This window comes from Pantoea sp. SGAir0180, assembly GCF_043546245.1.
On the sequence record NZ_CP028071.1, the window covers coordinates 2136748 to 2153157 of the forward strand.

The 16410-nt window shown below is 50.7% G+C and carries 18 protein-coding genes; 11 read left to right on the forward strand and 7 right to left on the reverse strand.

The window, feature by feature from the left end:
• The first annotated feature begins 20 nt into the window (after positions 1–20).
• Entirely contained in the window at positions 21–944 is a 924-nt protein-coding gene (gene ldcA, locus C1N58_RS09960; RefSeq protein WP_394564851.1) for a muramoyltetrapeptide carboxypeptidase, read from the forward strand.
• A gap of 22 nt (positions 945–966) precedes the next feature.
• Complete coding sequence (locus tag C1N58_RS09965; protein ID WP_033737520.1) at positions 967–1632, forward strand: MBL fold metallo-hydrolase; 666 nt, start codon at positions 967–969, stop codon at positions 1630–1632.
• Here C1N58_RS09965 and C1N58_RS09970 read toward each other — a convergent pair.
• The 3 genes from C1N58_RS09970 to C1N58_RS09980 form a co-directional block, all read right to left on the reverse strand.
• On the reverse strand, positions 1624–2040 hold the full coding sequence (locus tag C1N58_RS09970) for a GNAT family N-acetyltransferase (RefSeq protein WP_283787189.1): 417 nt from the start codon (positions 2038–2040) through the stop codon (positions 1624–1626). The genes C1N58_RS09965 and C1N58_RS09970 overlap by 9 nt on opposite strands.
• A gap of 22 nt (positions 2041–2062) precedes the next feature.
• Positions 2063–2446, reverse strand: coding sequence for a hypothetical protein (locus C1N58_RS09975; protein ID WP_033737521.1), 384 nt, complete (start codon positions 2444–2446; stop codon positions 2063–2065).
• Between the two features lie 194 nt (positions 2447–2640).
• A complete protein-coding gene (locus C1N58_RS09980) occupies positions 2641–2820 on the reverse strand; it encodes a hypothetical protein (protein ID WP_394564852.1) in 180 nt (59 codons plus the stop codon).
• A 208-nt stretch (positions 2821–3028) separates the two neighbouring features.
• Between C1N58_RS09980 and C1N58_RS09985 the strand changes: the two genes are divergently transcribed.
• From C1N58_RS09985 to C1N58_RS09995, 3 genes are all read left to right on the forward strand, one after another.
• The gene (locus C1N58_RS09985; protein WP_033737760.1) at positions 3029–3358 is read left to right on the forward strand and encodes a hypothetical protein; all 330 of its coding nucleotides are present in this window, start codon (positions 3029–3031) and stop codon (positions 3356–3358) included.
• A gap of 65 nt (positions 3359–3423) precedes the next feature.
• Positions 3424–3990: a hypothetical protein gene (locus C1N58_RS09990; RefSeq protein ID WP_054634149.1), complete on the forward strand. Its 567-nt coding sequence runs from the start codon at positions 3424–3426 to the stop codon at positions 3988–3990.
• A gap of 228 nt (positions 3991–4218) precedes the next feature.
• Entirely contained in the window at positions 4219–4467 is a 249-nt protein-coding gene (locus C1N58_RS09995; protein ID WP_006119721.1) for a glycine zipper domain-containing protein, read from the forward strand.
• 34 nt (positions 4468–4501) lie between these two features.
• Here the strand turns inward: C1N58_RS09995 and C1N58_RS10000 are convergent, their stop codons facing one another.
• The 3 genes from C1N58_RS10000 to C1N58_RS10010 form a co-directional block, all read right to left on the reverse strand.
• A complete protein-coding gene (locus C1N58_RS10000) occupies positions 4502–5782 on the reverse strand; it encodes an MFS transporter (RefSeq protein WP_394549663.1) in 1281 nt (426 codons plus the stop codon).
• Positions 5783–6328: 546 nt separating this feature from the next.
• On the reverse strand, positions 6329–7528 hold the full coding sequence (locus C1N58_RS10005; protein ID WP_394564853.1) for an FAD-dependent oxidoreductase: 1200 nt from the start codon (positions 7526–7528) through the stop codon (positions 6329–6331).
• Positions 7529–7642: 114 nt separating this feature from the next.
• The gene (locus C1N58_RS10010) at positions 7643–7906 is read right to left on the reverse strand and encodes a hypothetical protein (protein WP_054634156.1); all 264 of its coding nucleotides are present in this window, start codon (positions 7904–7906) and stop codon (positions 7643–7645) included.
• Between the two features lie 859 nt (positions 7907–8765).
• On the opposite strand from C1N58_RS10010, the gene C1N58_RS10015 reads away from it, so the two are divergent.
• From C1N58_RS10015 to C1N58_RS10040, 6 genes are read left to right on the forward strand one after another with little or no spacing between them, the layout of a single operon-like run.
• A complete protein-coding gene (locus C1N58_RS10015; RefSeq protein WP_394564854.1) occupies positions 8766–9320 on the forward strand; it encodes a LuxR family transcriptional regulator in 555 nt (184 codons plus the stop codon).
• Positions 9321–9343: 23 nt separating this feature from the next.
• A complete protein-coding gene (locus tag C1N58_RS10020; protein ID WP_283787204.1) occupies positions 9344–9883 on the forward strand; it encodes a fimbrial protein in 540 nt (179 codons plus the stop codon).
• Between the two features lie 41 nt (positions 9884–9924).
• Entirely contained in the window at positions 9925–10701 is a 777-nt protein-coding gene (locus C1N58_RS10025) for a fimbria/pilus periplasmic chaperone (protein WP_283787206.1), read from the forward strand.
• Complete coding sequence (locus C1N58_RS10030) at positions 10652–13237, forward strand: fimbrial outer membrane usher protein (RefSeq protein ID WP_394564855.1); 2586 nt, start codon at positions 10652–10654, stop codon at positions 13235–13237. Before C1N58_RS10025 ends, C1N58_RS10030 begins: the two co-directional genes overlap by 50 nt.
• Before the next feature lie 3 nt (positions 13238–13240).
• Positions 13241–14572, forward strand: a complete 1332-nt coding sequence (gene stbD, locus C1N58_RS10035) for a fimbrial usher protein StbD (protein ID WP_283787209.1) — start codon at positions 13241–13243, stop codon at positions 14570–14572.
• Entirely contained in the window at positions 14538–15266 is a 729-nt protein-coding gene (locus C1N58_RS10040) for a fimbrial assembly chaperone (protein ID WP_394549665.1), read from the forward strand. Before stbD ends, C1N58_RS10040 begins: the two co-directional genes overlap by 35 nt.
• A gap of 112 nt (positions 15267–15378) precedes the next feature.
• Here the strand turns inward: C1N58_RS10040 and C1N58_RS10045 are convergent, their stop codons facing one another.
• The gene (locus tag C1N58_RS10045; RefSeq protein WP_394549666.1) at positions 15379–15870 is read right to left on the reverse strand and encodes a hypothetical protein; all 492 of its coding nucleotides are present in this window, start codon (positions 15868–15870) and stop codon (positions 15379–15381) included.
• Positions 15871–16410: the final 540 nt, after the last annotated feature.

The window sequence follows — 16410 nt, forward strand, 5'->3', positions numbered from 1 at the left end:
ACTAATTTCAGGAATTTACTATGACGTCACGTTCAATCCGTCTTATCGCCCCTTCAGGTTATTGCCACAATCAGCCTGCAGCCCATCTGGGGGTTGAACGCCTGCGCGCAGCGGGGCACCAGGTTGAAAATACGGGGGCAATCGCACGGCGTTTTCAACGTTTTGCCGGTACGGATTCGGAACGCTTAGACGATATCAATGCGCTGGCCGATCTGGCGACCTTACCTGATATTGTGCTGGCAGTGCGCGGCGGCTACGGTGCCACGCGCCTGCTGCCCTCAATCAACTATGCCGCGTTACAGCGCCGCTTAGCGGACCAGCCGCTGGCACTGTGTGGCCACAGCGACTTCACCGTGATTCAACTGGCCTTACTGCAACACGCCGGAATAATCAGCTTCAGTGGGCCAATGCTGGCGGGCAACTTTGGCGCTGCGGTTTTATCCGAATTTACCCTGCAGCACTTTTGGCAGGCGCTGACATCACCTACAGTCAGTGTGAACTGGAAAAGTGACACGCCCGATAACGGTACCTGGCACGGTACGTTATGGGGAGGAAACCTGGCGATGATCAGCTCGCTTATCGGTACGCCGTGGATGCCGGCCATCACAGACGGCATTCTGGTGATTGAGGATGTGAATGAGCATCCGTTCCGGATTGAACGTATGCTGCTGCAGCTCCACCAGTGTGGGATTCTGGCGCAGCAACGAGCGATTATCACCGGCAGTTTCACCAGCACCGCCTTGTCCGACTACGATAACGGGTTTGACTTCGCCACGGTCTGGCAGTACCTCCGCGATCTGAGCGGTCTGCCCGTTATCAGCGATCTGGATTTCGGTCACGGCCCTGACACCGTGACCCTGCCGTTGGGTGCCAGGGCGACCTTAGCGGTACATCAGGGACAGGTCAGTTTACAGGCAATCGGGCATCCCGTATTGCGCACATAACTGGAGTTGCAGGAGATCGACATTGAAGCCGCTGTATGACGATTTGTGGATCTCTACGCCGGAGTTTCCGGAAGACGATGCCGTCGATATCATGATGCATGGGTTTTTACTGCGCCATCCGCGCGGTAATTTACTGATTGGCCGGGTGGAAAATCCGCTCGATCATGAAGTGCTGGCCGATGAGAACGGCGTGATTCGCCATTATCTGACTCACTGGCATGAGTCTGCACCGGGCGCAGCGGTAATCCAGAAGCGTTTTAGCAGCGCGCTGTACTGTCACAGCCGCTCGCTCGGGCAAATCAGCCGCTTTGTGGAGCCGGACGATACTTTTACCCAGCAGGAAACCCATTTCGGTGATTTTCATCTGTTGCCCACGCCCGGCCATACGCCCGGCAGCTGCAGCTACCTCTACCATTCGCCGCAGGGGCCGACCTATTTATTTGTCGGGGATACGCTGACGCGTGATCATGACCGCTGGGTAACGGTGTTGGTACCCGACAGCAATCCTGCCGAACTGGCGGCGTCGCTGGAGCTTTACCGTAGCCTGCGTCCCGATGTGGTGCTGATGAGCACCACGCGTGGTCATCTGTCCTGGCAAAAGGTTACACTGCCCTGCTGGCTGGCCGCGATTGATGAGGCTGAGCAGCACCCGCTGGATTTGCGGCAGCAGGCGCTGCCCTCAGCATAGCGTTTTCGTCAGATAGTGACGCTGATGATGCATAATGTACTCGCCCAGCGTCAACCGGACACGGTAACCCAGCTTTTCGTAAAACGGCTTTGCCTGAAAGCTGCCGGTATCCACCTGTGCAAAATGGCAGCCGCGCTGGCGGGCTTCCTGCTCAGCCGCCAGGACCAACTGGCGACCGGTGCCTTGCCCACGCAGCGCCTGTGCGACCCAGAGTAAATCAATGCGTAGCCAGTTGCCGGTGGTCGTGCCGGTCAATCCGGCCAGTTTCCTGCCCTGCGCATCGCAGATGAACAGTCCAAGGGGTTTAATCAGGTCAGCATCGTAAAACTGACTGTTCCAGGCATTCAGGCCCAGCCGGATTTCATCCAGATCCTTACTGCTCACCGTGTCAGTCAGGGTAATCTGCATTTATCTTCCTTATCGCTGCGGGTCAGGAGTCGTTGCGCTGGCGATCATCGTAGCGCTCAAGGCTCAGCGCATCGACCTCACGCGTCGTGGTACGGCGGCACGGGATCAGATCGTCGCTGTCATGGTAGACAAAGAAGGTGTCGAGATTGCTTTTGTTCACAATCAACTGATCGCCGTTGCGAAAGCGTGTAATCGCGACCTTGTCGCCGTTATCCGTGCGGGTTTGCAGCTGGCCTGCGGCAATCTGGAAATGCTGTTTCGGCCAGTAGAGCGTGCTGAGCCCATATTGCGCCCGCGAGACGGTCATAACGGGACGTCCGGGACACTGGATCTGAAACTCACTTTCGCTCCATGCGGATGCGCTGAAACCGGCGATCAGGCACAGGGCAAGACGGGCTGCTTTCATCTGATTCCTCCACTGAAAATAAGGGCGGCCACATGTCAGGTGGCGCTAAGACGCTGTAAGCAGGGGTAAAGCATCGCGCGGTGAGCGCGACCGCGCAATAAAAAACGGCACATCAGGCCGTAAGAGACGCGTGACTGGCTGCCGCCAGCGGGATGACACTCGCGCATGCGGATACCAGGCGCGACGGATGAAACTTACTCTGCCGCAACCTCCGCCGCGATCAGCATCAAGGCCAGACCGGCAGGTTCGTTGTCGAAACTGCTCATGACATCGCGGATTTCTGCCGCACAGGCAATCACCTGCTGCCTTTTCTCTGCGTCCAGCGCATCGATGGCATGGCGAATAATCATTAGACTGGCTTCTTCTTCTTTCATCTTTTATCCCTGAATTTGCTTAAGCGACGCGCAAAGATGGCAAGAATAACGTTTATTTGCACCGAAAGTCATCTTTTACATTCCCACTGCTTAACGATTGAACAAACGGCAAATCAACCCGGCGCGCGTAAACGCTATGATCATGTTATTTTTCGCGTTTCAGGCTAAAATCGATCATTCATTCTATGGACCGGGGCAGGAGCAGGCTATGTTGCGACCAGGATTTTTCATTTTTATGGCACTGCTCTCAGGCTGTTCCTCTTCGCCGAAAGGTGTGGAGTGTCCAGGCGACGTCAGCACAATTTACGGTCAGTCACTGGGGCAAACGCAGGGAACGGTATTCGATCTGGTCACCGCGTTCAGCGTCAGTCGGGATGGCGTAAACGTGCAGAGCGGGCCGCTTCAGTCGCTGGATCGCTTTCAGTATGTCCCCTCTGCGGTGACGTCTGAAGGTTACTACGCTCAACGCCTGTCCGATAAACAGTTTCGTCTGATCAACCCCTATCAGGACACCATGATTACCTGGACCTGTCCGTAAAGCGGGCAATCCTGACACTGCGTGATATAGTGTCAGGAAACGTCAAGCGACAGGTCAGGCTCATCATGGAAAAACGGCTGGATAACAACGGTTATATTGATTTCCCGTTCCCTGCTACCCGCAATGCAGATGGCTCTGTTAATCCCTGCGGTATCGACCTGACCCTGGAGACAGAACGGCTGGACGAGATCGCCGTGATTCGTCACTCCCCTAACCTGCAACGTTTACTGGAAGAGGTGAATCTGCAGGAAGGCCTGTTTATGACCCTGGCCTGCGACTGGCAGCAGCAGGAAAACGCGGTATGCGGATTCATTGATATCGCCTTTCGGCCCGAACTCCTTCACTGTTCTCACAAGGAGGCACTCCAGCTAGAAGCCGCCTTTTATGACTATCTGAAGGAACAAGAGCAGCAGCACGCGCTGGCAGCCGACACGCTGGTGAACTTTGCCCGTTGTGTACTTGACTGGGGCTGGTCACCGCTACAGCAACGCCAGCGCCATTATGAAAAAATTACGATTCAGTATTACTGCCAGCAGGCTGAGGATGCCGAGTGGTGCTTTGACCATCTGCGGCATTTTCTGGTGAGCTGGTATCCCAACACGCGATCCCATCCACTTCATCCCGTCAGGTGAAACAGCTGGTAATAATTTTCCTCGCCGGGCCCTCCGCGTGGTGGCGTTAACGCGCCCTGTCCGCTTCATGCCCGTCTCTCCGCGCCTTCCGCCAGTCCGATGGCCATTACCAGGCGGAGTTTTCATCTGGTCAATTCCCCTCTGACAGACGATTAATGCGTCTAAACGCAGCACAGTGGCGAAGGTTTGCTACGCTTTAAATGACTGTGATAACCAAGGAGATGAAGCATGTCAGGAAAAATTGAAGATGCCGTAAAAGAAGTCGCCGGTGCCGCAGAGCAACAATGGGGTGAAGTCACCGATTCGCCGCGTCACCGCGCCCGTGGTGCAGCCCGCCGCTACACCAACCAGGCATCCTATGCCGCACGCGATGCCGCCGATTGCATCAAAGATCAGATGCAGTCTAACCCGTTTGCGGGTCTGGCGGTCGCGGCCGGTGTGGGCGTCGTACTGGGCTTCCTGCTCGGTCGTAAGTAAGTTCAAAACGGGGGCGTTTGCTCCCGTTTTTCCTTTATGTCAGCTCCCGCGTGTGGTCGTCTTTATTGAGTGTCATCAGGGCCGGGATGGAAACCAGTGCCGTTGCCATCATATACCAGGCCGGAATATCCAGATTGCCCGTCTGCTTAATCAACCCTGTAATAATTAAACCCGCACAGCCGGAAAACACCGCATTGGATAACGCATAGGCGACACCCAGCCCGGTATAACGTACCGTTGTTGGAAACATTTCCGCCAGCATCGCAGGCCCCGGCCCGGCGAGCAAACCAACCAGTCCACCCGCTATCAGCACCACCAGCGCTTTTAGCAGCAAACTCACGCCATCCGCCTGCACTATTTTCAATAGCGGCATCGCCATAAGTAGCAGGAGTACGCTGGCGCTAACCATGACACGACGCCGACCAACGCGATCACTGACGATGCCCGCCGGGATAATTGTCAATGCGAAGCCCACATTAGCGATCACGGCAATCAGCAGCGCCTGATTCATAACGGTATGTAGCGCCGACTGCAAATAGCCGGGCATGATCACCAGACAGGTATAGCCTGCGGAGGACCACAGCATGACGCGCGCGATCGCCAGGAAAATAATTTTTATCGTCTGGCGCGGTGCAGCCCTGACGCGCTGCTGTTGCTGGCGTGCAAAGTCCGGCGTTTCTGTGATTGCCAGACGCAACCATAGCGCAACCAGGCCCAGCGGTAACGCCAGCCAAAACGGAATGCGCCAGCCCCATGCCAGCATCGCCTGCGGGCTGAGCAGCCAGGACAGCAGCGCCACCAGCCCCACGCCGGCCAACAGGCCAAACGCCACGGTCAGCGACTGCCAGGCACCATAGCGTCCACGTTGACCGCGCGGCGCAAATTCGGTCATCAGCGCCACCGCCCCGCCATATTCGCCGCCGGCAAATAGCCCTTGCAGGATACGCAGTGCCGTAAGCAGCACGGGCGCGAGAATGCCCGCCGTCGCATAGGTAGGAATTAACCCGATAGCGGTGGTCGCCAGCGTCATCAATATCAGGACGGTAATCAGGACAGGCTTGCGGCCCAGGCGGTCGCCCAGTCGGCCAAACACCAGGGCGCCAAGGGGGCGAAAAAAGAACGCAATGGCAAAGGACGCCCAGGTCAGGATCAGGCCACTCAGCGCTGACTCGCCCTGAAGCTGAAAAAAATTGTGCGCAATAATTGTGGCGAGGAAACCGTAGATGGCAAATTCATACCATTCGATAAAGTTGCCTACCGCACCCGCGATCAGTGCGCGTATTGAGTGTTTTACGGGTGAAAGAGGCGTTTCCATTCAGGGTTCCTCCGGGATTTATGCAAAATCAGTACGGCGTTGACAGTGAGAGTATAGAATTTCAGCCGATACGATTTTGTCTCCCGGACGAAAATAATTACATCACACCCTGGCGCCCTGCCCTGCGCGCAGTGCCGACAGCAATATACCGCTGGACACTGTACGTAAAGAGTTGCTGCGTCATCAGGACATTCGGCCAGCCGGGCATGAAGTTTCTTACCCGTTGAATATTTTACGCATCACAGTACGTAAAGCGATGAATGCCTGACAGGACGGGAGCATTCGCGCGGCTGAGGCACGTACACTGGAATAGTCGCTAAACGCGTCGCAGGGCTTTACATAGCAGATCGTGTCAGGGGGAAAAACCGGATACCGCGTGGCAGCAAAACGCCGGATGCAAAAAGCCACCAGACAGCAGACACAGCCTGGCTGTCTTTTATAGCCTGGGGTTATGGCTCGCGGGTATAACGTTGCGCATCTTCCGCCATGCTGCCCGACGGCTCAGCCTTTAGTGCCGACTGTTCACGTCTGGCAGACAGCGAGCTGTCAACGGTATTCCCTCGGCCTTTCCGTTCTGAATCCTAAACCAATAAGCCGGCCAAATACGAAGCGCAGAAACGGGAATTTACGCATCATGGCGGGCATCTTACTTTGCCCGCTGGCACGTGGCTTGTTGCTGCTCATTTTAATTTGCAGGAACTGGGTCGCCACGGTAGGAAACTGACGGCGTTTCTGGACCTTATGGAGATCGCTTAACTTCAGCGTTCCCCTGCGCAGTGGTCGCGTTAACAGGTTCGCCGCCGCCACCGCATCCTGAATCGCCAGGTTAACCCCAACCCCGCCGATCGGTGACATAGCATGCGCCGCATCGCCAATGCACAGCACGCCCGGTTTTGCCCACTGATCCAGACGGTCTATCCGGATAGACAACAGTTTGAGTTTTTCCCAACTGTCGACCTCCGCCAGACGTGAAGCGGCAAAGGGCGAAACCGCCGCAATAGTGTCTTTAAGCGCATCCAGCCCCTGCGCCTGTAAGGCCTCAAACTGGCCTTTGGGAATGGTAAGACCACATTGCCAGTAATCCCCCCGATCAATGACGATAAAATTGTTGCGCGGGCCGGTATGGCCCATGCCGGTCAGCGGATCGTCGGGCTGTTTATTGAGGTGGAACCAGAGAACGTCGCGCGGCGCGCCAAAATGCTGGCTGCTGAGCCCGGCCTGGGCACGAATAACGGAATCCCGTCCGTCCGCTCCCACCACCAGACGGGCGCGAATTTCCATTGGCTGGCCTGCCTGCTTCGCCAGTACGCCGCACACCTGACCATTCTCGGTGATCAACTCACGACACACGGTCGATTTAAGCAGTGTAAAACCTGAAAACTGCGCGCTTTTCTCCGCCAGAAAATTCAGAAAGTCCCACTGCGGCATAAAGGCAATAAAGCGGCAACGCACCGGCAGGCGGGAGAAGTCGGCCATCGTGACCTCTTCACCGCCCATTTCTGCCTGCAGTTTTTCGACACGCTGATGCGGCAGCGTGAGCAGCGCATCAAGTAAGCCCAGATGGTGCATGATTTGAAGGGTGGAGGGATGAATGGTATCGCCACGAAAGTCGCGCAGAAAATCAGCGTGCTTCTCCAGCACTACCACCTGCAAACCGGCACGTGACAATAAATATCCCAGCATCAGACCTGCCGGGCCACCACCGACAATACAGCAATCGGAGGTTATGTGTTTGATGGATGGCATCGCTTAGCCCTCGTTGTATACGTGGTCAGTGTATGCCAGCCGGGAAAATTTGAATACCGAGGAAGTACAGGGATACTGCGACCTGTCCCGGACAGGCTTTATGTATAGCGCCTGTCATCCGGCGCTATCTTCTTTTACCTCCACCAGCACCAGCGGACATTTTCGGACCTGGCAGGCGTGATGATAAGCCAGGGAACACACTGAACAATAATCGGCAGAATCAGACTGGTACTCATATTCCTGGAAATAGCGAAACCCGCCATTATCAGCATCGGTACGCGCGCTGTAAAAAGCGTGATCAGCAAGCTGCTCATCCAGTTGCATGAATGTAAGTGGAGAGGGGTTGTGGTAGCCCACTTTAATACGATATGTCTTCATATCCCCATAGTCACGCTGACGGGGAGATGCGGCAAATTGTTATTATTGTTTAGTGTGATAGCCCGCGGTTATCAGAACTTTGCCTTATAATTCAGAACACACCATTACAGGCAATTTACATAAGCGCAACATAGCTTCTTATCGAGGCCTTAAAACGGCAATGCTGTCTTCTCATTATCATTGATCTGACAGGCCAAATATTGTGATAGCTTTTCATCAAGTTTGCATTTATGGTCTCATACCTTACAAACGAAGGCGAAACATTACAGCAGTGTCAAAAAGTTTAAGAAAAGTTCTCCAATTGTAAATGAACACGTATGGATCAAACCCCATCGCGTATCTCGTGCATTATTGCGCAAAAATTAATCAAGATAACATTTAAGCATAAATTATAAATATAACATCAAAATTTCGGCATTATTAATTACCAACACTAGGGATTTTAACATCACACCATGATTTATTATCATTTAAATATAACCATAACAGGAAATTAACCAGAAAAGTGATTTTATCTTAAAGTGCGATAATTTTATTGATCGTTTAAAAAGAATTAATTGAAAAATCCTGGAAAGCGCGGAATTATCTTACTTTCGAAAAAAAGTGCCATCTTTGACAGTTCGTATGAAATTGCCCTCTTGTGAGAAAAATCTCTTTTCGACACCGCTCAAAAATGAAACATAACTCTTTCGGATTATTCCGCACATATTATACACTGCGCCTTTCCAACGCGTTGAGTTATAAAGCTTAATGATGCTATGTTTACCTCACCTTTCTTAAAGAGCATCAGAATCAGCTTATGAGAAGGATTACACGAGAAAGGATTTCCTGTTTTAGCTGCCGCTATCGATGCGAATTAGTGAATGAACTTACAGCAGAAATCAAACGCTGTCCGATACAGAAAGTAGCCATCTGGCCAGCAAGGAATTCTTTTTTAGTTAAAGGAATTTTGTCAGTAGTCACTGGCCGTTATGAAAGCTTATATATGAAAGGTTGCATTTTTGTAGACTTTTCCGCACACAACATTCGCTACTTTACTAATCACAACTGGCTCGACTACCTGAAGTCTCCAGGTTTAATTATTATTCTGATTTGCGATCGCCGCCTGGCATCCTTAGCAGCCTTCTGGAAACAGCAGGATAAAAGCATCAATACGGTCATTTATCCGGGGACGAGCATTGCCGAGATAAAAAAATCTATTAACGCATGTTACTACGGTTTAAAAGGAGGTGAGAAAAAAGGTGTTAATCCGTTAACCAGCGATGAGGTTAATTTTTTGGAACTGGTGAATCATGGGTTATCTCTGGGTGAAATATCAAAAAAAATGCAACTTGGTGTAAAAAAGATCTACTGCATTAAAGATTCGGTGCGTCGTAAGACGGGAAGCAGCCTGAATCAGTTGTTCTCCAGTTAAAAATGTAAAAGGAAAATACAATCATGTTAAATACTAAAGCTATGACCTTACCTCTGTTGATTAGTGCAGCGCTGGTATCAGGACAAGCACTGGCGGATTCAGCTAACACTATTAATTTTAAAGGTGAAGTCAGTGATGAAACCTGTTCCGTTAGCGTGAATAGCAATGAGAGTGCACCGGTTGTACTCATGCCAACCGTAGGCGTAAACGAGTTGCTTAAAACCGGAGATATCGCTGGTAAGACGGATTTCACTGTCGCCATCAGTGGCTGTACCGGTTCAACAAATTCAACTCGCGTGTCCACTATTTTTATCGGTAACAACGTGAGCACTACCGGTAATTTGAAAAGCAATGGTAGTGCTGAAAACGTTGAAGTTCAGTTGCTGGACACGGAAGGTAAAGAAATAAATTTAACCGGAGGCTACGACGGTAATGGTGATTTAACCCTGAGCCCCGGCGAAACGGAAAAATCAGCGACCTATTCTGCACAATATTATGCTACTAACTCCGCTACTGCAGGTACCGTTAGCGCCTCACTTCAGTATGCCGTGACTTATCAGTAATTCTTACCTGGTGCACTCCCATTCAGCGGAGTGCACAATAAATGATTGAGAACCTGTCTATGTTTATTCGCAGACGCGCCATTGCGTTAAAATTTTTTTCAACATTATTTTCGGCCTTGTTATTGGCCCCTTGCACGAATGCCAGCGTGACAATTATGGGCAGTCGTATTATCTATCCCGAACAGGCACGCTCTATAGATGTTCAATTTAAAAACAATGATGCTGTTCCCTACGTTATTCAGAGCTGGTTCGATAATGGCGACGACAGCTCACAGCCAGAAAGCCGCGCAAATACACCGTTCATTATTACGCCACCGGTATTCCGCATTCAGCCCAAAGCTGGTCAGATTGCTAAAGTAATATTGAATAATCCCGCATCACAACCGCAGGATCGTGAATCTGTATACTGGTTTAATACACTTCAGATCCCACCTTCAAATATCGCTAAAGATAAAACGCAGAATGCAATGCTGGTGGTATTACGTAATCGTATGAAGATCTTTTATCGCCCTAAAAGTATTGGCGCGCCAAAAAATATTCTTAAAGGCATAAAGATAACACCTTTATATCAGTCGAATAAAGGAATGGGGATCGAAATTGACAACGCGCAGCCCTGGCACGCGTCATTAGTGGATGTTGTTTTAAAAGTGGGCAATCAGTCTTTAAAACAAGAGGCGGATATGGTCTCTCCTTTCTCCAGAAAGACTTACTGGTTCAGTAATAGTAAACGTCTTCAGGGCACAGGGGTGATTTCAGTCTCGGCAGTTAATGATCAGGGAGCTAAAATCAGTGAAAACTTTACGGTTGAAGTTAATTAGTCCGAAACTCATAGCTTTTACCGTGTCGGCCTGCTTTTCTTACTCTGTCTGTAGCGAAGAATATTATTTCGACTCCTCGCTTTTTCAAGGGGCGACATTTGGGAAAAACATCGAACAATTCAATCAAAACGAAATTGTCCAAGGCTATTACCTGGTTGATATTTACCTCAACAACAAGATGATTAAATCCGGGGTCAAAATTAACTTCAGGAAATTCAGCGACGAGGGCGAAGTCGAGCCCTGCCTGCCTGAAGATATCGTGACGCTAATGCAATTAAAAATCCCGCGCGCCGGGCAACCTACAGAGCGCTGTCAGCCATTAGCCGGCTGGACAGAGGCGGGCAGTTGGCGTTTCGATCAGTCATCGCTTCGTCTGCATTTTATGCTTCCACTGGCGAGCCTGAACCGTGCTCCCCGCGGCTACATTCCCACATCTGAATGGGATGAAGGCGTTACGGCCCTCTTTCTGCGTCACAACACCAACTTCATGTGGTCGGAAAACCGCTCGTCAAATTACCGGTATGAATATTTATGGAGCGGAATCACAGCAGGCACCAATCTGGAAAAGTGGCAGTTTCGTCATCAGGGTAATCTGCGTTATTTACGCAACAGCCGAGCCGGAAGCCGTTATCGATACAATCAGGTCAGAAGCTGGGTGCAACGGCCTTTAGAGGGCATAAACAGTCAGCTTGCTTTAGGTGATAACTACACGAGCAACTCTCTGTTCGGCAGCCTTGCGTTTAACGGCATCAAACTCGCCTCTGACGAACGCATGTGGCCGCAGGGCAAGCGAGGTTATGCGCCAGAAGTACAGGGTGTGGCGACTTCCGATGCCCGCGTTATCGTGCGTCAGCTCAATAACGTTGTCTATGAGACAAGCGTTCCACCCGGCCCCTTTGTCATTGACGACCTGTATAACACCAGCGGTCAGGGAGACCTGGAGGTTGAGGTTATTGAAGCTAACGGGAAGCGATCGACCTTTACGGTGCCCTACTCTTCTGTCCCGGATTCTGTTCGCCCTGGAAACTGGACATATGGCCTGGCATTGGGACGTGTACGTCAGTATTACAGTGTGGACAACACTTTTTTTGAAGGTGTCTTGCAGCGCGGCATCAGTAACCGCTTCACCGCAACGGCCGGTTCACGCATCGCGAAAGATTATCAGGCATGGCTGGCAGGCGGTGTATGGGGTTCACCGGTCGGAGCTATGGGTATAAACACCATTTTTTCACAAGCTCGCGTGGAGCAAAATAAAAAAACGACCGGCTGGCGTGCCGAACTGAGCTACAGTAAAACCTTCGAAACCGGCACAAATCTGGTATTAGCGGTCTACCGTTACTCCACCAGCGGTTTCCGCGATCTGCAGGACGTTTTGGGCGTCAGAAGGCAGAATGAGACAGGCATCAGCTACTATTCCGATTCGATGAACCAGCGTAACCGGTTATCCGCAACCCTGGGTCAGTCATTTGATAACGTCGGTATGTTCAGCCTGAGCGCCAGCACAGCCGATTACTACAACAATAAATCCCGCATCACTCAGTTGCAGCTTGGCTATAACAACAACTGGAAAAAGATCAGTTACGGCTTCAACGTCGCACGCCAGCGCACGACATGGAATACGACGCGATCCGACCTGGATCTCTTCAACCGGCAGGATGACTCTCGCGCACAACGTTATACCGAAAATACCTTCTCCTTTAATATCTCAATGCCTCTGGACTGGAACAACACCTCTTCTGTCTCCTATTACTATAACCAGTCAAAACAAACACGTAGCTCATCCCTGTCCCTGTCAGGCGCGGCGGGTGACAACAATGATGTGTCTTATTCTGTCTATGGCGGCAGCGAGCATTCTCGCAATGGCGATGGCAACAGCGGACACGCACTGAACTTTGGCGTGAACGTTCAGCAGAATACGCGTCTGGGGGCTTTTCGTGCGAATTATGGCCAGGGCGAAGACTATCGCCAGGCTGGGTTGGGAGCATCTGGCACCGTGGTGCTTCATCGGGGCGGCATCACACTTGGCCCGTACAGCAGTGAGACGTTCGCTCTGGTTGAGGCCGATGGCGCACAGGGCGCGCTGGTGCGTAATGGTCAGAGAGCTGTCATCGATCGCTTCGGCTATGCCATTTTGCCTTCACTCAGTGCCTACCGCGAAAATAACATCAGCCTGGACACGCTGGATATGAATGCTGATGCCGAACTGACCGGTGGTAGTCAACGTGTTGTTCCCTATGCGGGGGCTGTTGTACGGGTAAATTTCGCCACCATTAAAGGCAAAGCAGTCTTGATCTCGCTCACCAGTAACGAAGGGGAAGCGCCCCCGATGGGCGCTGAAGTTCGTGATGCCGACAACACCGTCATTGGTGTTGTCGGCCAGGGCGGCCAGCTTTATGCGCGTGTCCCCCACGACTCCGGCACACTTAAAGTCAGTTGGGATAACGATGGACAACAAACCTGTCTTGTGAGTTATCAAATTACTGGAAAGCAAGACGATCACCTGATCCAGCTTCCCGGCTTATGTAATAAGGAGTAGCGCGTGTTTACAAGAACCCTGCTTTCGTTAATCATTACTTCACTGGTACCGCTTCCACTACTGGCGAATTGCACAAAAGTGACAAGTAAAAGCCAGCTTTCCCAGGCCGCTCAAGATGCCGGCTATACCGCAAAGGGATGGGAGGGTGCCTGTGATGAATGCACAGGGCGGCTGGCATTGCCTGCAATCATTAATATCAATTCCGGCAACCTCTTTCAGCCCTCGGGGACGTTGCTGGCCAGTGCGGTCGGCCATCCGCTCAATAACCCGATGAAGGATGCGTTTACGCCAAATCAGATTCTGTACCGCTGCGACATGGCTGATGCCGGCAAACTCTATGAAATGTATTCGACTAATGGCGACAGAGAAGAAGCTGGTAAATATGTCACCAGCGAGGTTGACGGCGCTTATTTTGATAAGTTCAAAAATGTGGCGGTGAGACTAACCAACCTTAGCACGGGTGAATATTACAGCCGCTACTGGAAAGGACGGCAGCTTAGTGCCAGCGACTGGTATACCGACGGGCAAAAAATCTACATCCCGGCCAGTATATTTAGCAGTGTGCTCTACGAGATATTTAAAATTGATGAAGGTAAACATTACGTCAATAGTGACAACTATTATTTTGAGACAAACAATCAACCCCGCGGATATATTGCATTTAAAGGTCCTGGACTGGAAAGTAATAATCTTTATATCGGTGCGGATCATGCCACGGTGTGGAATGGCTGGCACTATGACTGGCCTGTTGGCTGGAGTTCATGGAAGACAGTCACCTATGTTCGCGGCGCAGCCTGCGAGGTGTACGATTACCCTGCGGTCGTCTCTCTGCCATTGACCAGTATTGGCGTTTTAGCCGGTGGAGGCAGCAGCCAGGCACCTTTTTCCATTACCCTTCGCTGCGAAACCGGGGCAACATCCGGGATCCAGAACTCCACTCTGAAATCAGCCAACGTCGCGATGGGTTTTCTGGTAAATCAGCCTCAGGCTGTGGCCATGGCTCAGACGCTGGGTCTCACCACCAGTAGCGGTGGGTTAACCTGGCTGCTTGACACAAATTATGGGGAAAGCAACGGCAGTTCAGCCTCTGGCGTAGGGATAAAAATCTACAACAGTGCCGGTACTCCTCTCAACCTGTTGCCCGATATAAGCAGTACCGGCACAGGCAATACGCGTGGATGGTATGCCTATAAAGATTTAACCACACTTACGTCATCAGACAACGGTGAGATCTACAGCGGCGATTTTACTGCCTCCCTTGAGGCTATTCCCGGACAAGTTATCACTTCAGGAACCGTTAATGCACAGTTACAAGTGGTGGTCAGTTTTCAGTAGCAGCCTGTATTTACTCACGGCGTTATTGTCAACGCAGGCAGTTGCCGTTGTAAACATTGATAAAACCCGCATTATTTTCAACGCCAACGAGATTGCGCAATCCGTCAATCTGGTCAACAGTGAAAACAGCCCTGCCGTTTTACAAATCTGGACAGATGACGGCGATATCTATGCCCCGCCAGAGAAGAGTAAAACACCGGTCATGGCTATGCCGCCGGTCTTGAAAATGCAGCCCGGCGAATTACGCTCTATAAAGCTGATGCTGACCTCACGCGCTGGCTTGCCCACCGGGAAAGAAACCCTGTACTGGCTGAATCTCTACCAGATACCGGCGCTCAAAAAATCTGACAACCAACGCGATAAAAAAGTCGTTCTGCCGCTGCGTCTTCGCCTGAAGGTTTTTGTACGTCCGACAGGGCTGGGTGCACCCCGGCCGGAAGATGCACAAAAACTACGCTTTACCCGACAAAGCCAGCAAATCATGATTTCTAATCCTACGCCCTGGTATATGAGCCTGAACGCGAAAGTGGAAAAAGCGGTATTGAGAAATATTATGGTCGCACCGCTGTCTGATATTGTGGTTCCCGTCACCACTTCCGTTAACCCCGGTGCAAACGTCGAATATGAAGTGATTGACCAGAACGGTAACGTTGAGAAACATCGCAGCACGCTTCGCGCGACTGTTGGGAAGTAGCCGAATTACCTGTTTTTGGCACAAAGAGAGATGATATGGAACGCTGATGAGGCACTGAAATGCAGTGCCTCTGACAAGGTACGTTCTTCAATGAAGCGCATTTTTTATCTGTTTAATTTTTCGTAAGCGGGCAAAACACGGCATTCAACTGGAAAGTTTCATATTCGATATTATCTCTCTCATCTTCTTCGTTTTCATACACCATAATTGCTTCGGTAAACAGATAGCCATTAATGGGCAAAATAAACATGTTTTCATTAATTATACCGTCCTCGACAAGACTATGGTAAATTTTAACATTTTCCTTTTGATATTCCAGGAAGTCGCCGACAGTGTCGAACTTGTCAGCCGTAGTTCCATAAGGAAAAATATTTCGCGTACCGTTGTAGTTAATGAATACGTATCCAGGGCTGACAAATGGACCACCGGACCAGTGTATTATGCCAGTATCGCATCCGACTCGATAAAGGCGCATCGCTACCTTGTATTTTTTTGTGCCTCCGTAACGTCCGGATTGATTTCTACTGCCCCCATAGAAAGAACATCTCCGGGCTGGTGACCGTTCAGGCTCCACGGGATCATTTTTGCATTTCTGAAAAACCACATATATCGCTCCTTTTATAGTTAATAAATTAAGTCACTAAGAAAGACAGGCAACCTGCGGTGTTCGCACATCCGTTTTTGATCATTTTGAAACCACAATATCAAAAGGCGAGAAAAGGCCTTTCTCTTCCACATAAGCAAGCATTCAAAATGGAATCAGAAAAAATGAAGCCTTATGACGACATATTAGCTGGCTATGTCGGATAGATTCCGGATTGTTTACCTGGCTCCGTTCCCTAAATCAATAAACATATGAAAATGTAATCGATAACGTTTTATAAGGCTAACATATATTTTTATCATCAGTAATTATTGCCCCAGGACAATAAATGAACCGTCTTACTGATTCTGCTCCCTGAGAGTCAATAGCAGACAAGGAGTAACTGGCAGGTAAAGCTCATGGTGAACGCGATGGAATAGAGATGGCATTTTCACTCATTTAACTTTGTTATCTCTGAAATAATATTCGGTTAAAGTTTTTCATTTGAGCATTACAGCAACAGAAGCCGTTTTTTGCAGTTATATAGGGCATAAATAAAGC

What these genes read in the sequence shown, in the direction of transcription:
- C1N58_RS10010 (WP_054634156.1), bottom strand. Translation starts at nt 7,906, where the DNA reads ATGAAGACATATCGTATTAAAGTGGGCTACCACAACCCCTCTCCACTT.
- C1N58_RS10040 (WP_394549665.1), top strand. Translation starts at nt 14,538, where the DNA reads ATGCACAGTTACAAGTGGTGGTCAGTTTTCAGTAGCAGCCTGTATTTA.
- C1N58_RS10025 (WP_283787206.1), top strand. Translation starts at nt 9,925, where the DNA reads ATGATTGAGAACCTGTCTATGTTTATTCGCAGACGCGCCATTGCGTTA.
- C1N58_RS09975 (WP_033737521.1), bottom strand. Translation starts at nt 2,446, where the DNA reads ATGAAAGCAGCCCGTCTTGCCCTGTGCCTGATCGCCGGTTTCAGCGCA.
- C1N58_RS09990 (WP_054634149.1), top strand. Translation starts at nt 3,424, where the DNA reads ATGGAAAAACGGCTGGATAACAACGGTTATATTGATTTCCCGTTCCCT.
- ldcA (WP_394564851.1), top strand. Translation starts at nt 21, where the DNA reads ATGACGTCACGTTCAATCCGTCTTATCGCCCCTTCAGGTTATTGCCAC.
- C1N58_RS09970 (WP_283787189.1), bottom strand. Translation starts at nt 2,040, where the DNA reads ATGCAGATTACCCTGACTGACACGGTGAGCAGTAAGGATCTGGATGAA.
- C1N58_RS10020 (WP_283787204.1), top strand. Translation starts at nt 9,344, where the DNA reads ATGTTAAATACTAAAGCTATGACCTTACCTCTGTTGATTAGTGCAGCG.
- C1N58_RS09985 (WP_033737760.1), top strand. Translation starts at nt 3,029, where the DNA reads ATGTTGCGACCAGGATTTTTCATTTTTATGGCACTGCTCTCAGGCTGT.
- C1N58_RS09995 (WP_006119721.1), top strand. Translation starts at nt 4,219, where the DNA reads ATGTCAGGAAAAATTGAAGATGCCGTAAAAGAAGTCGCCGGTGCCGCA.
- C1N58_RS10005 (WP_394564853.1), bottom strand. Translation starts at nt 7,528, where the DNA reads ATGCCATCCATCAAACACATAACCTCCGATTGCTGTATTGTCGGTGGT.
- C1N58_RS09980 (WP_394564852.1), bottom strand. Translation starts at nt 2,820, where the DNA reads ATGAAAGAAGAAGAAGCCAGTCTAATGATTATTCGCCATGCCATCGAT.
- C1N58_RS10030 (WP_394564855.1), top strand. Translation starts at nt 10,652, where the DNA reads ATGATCAGGGAGCTAAAATCAGTGAAAACTTTACGGTTGAAGTTAATT.
- C1N58_RS10000 (WP_394549663.1), bottom strand. Translation starts at nt 5,782, where the DNA reads ATGGAAACGCCTCTTTCACCCGTAAAACACTCAATACGCGCACTGATC.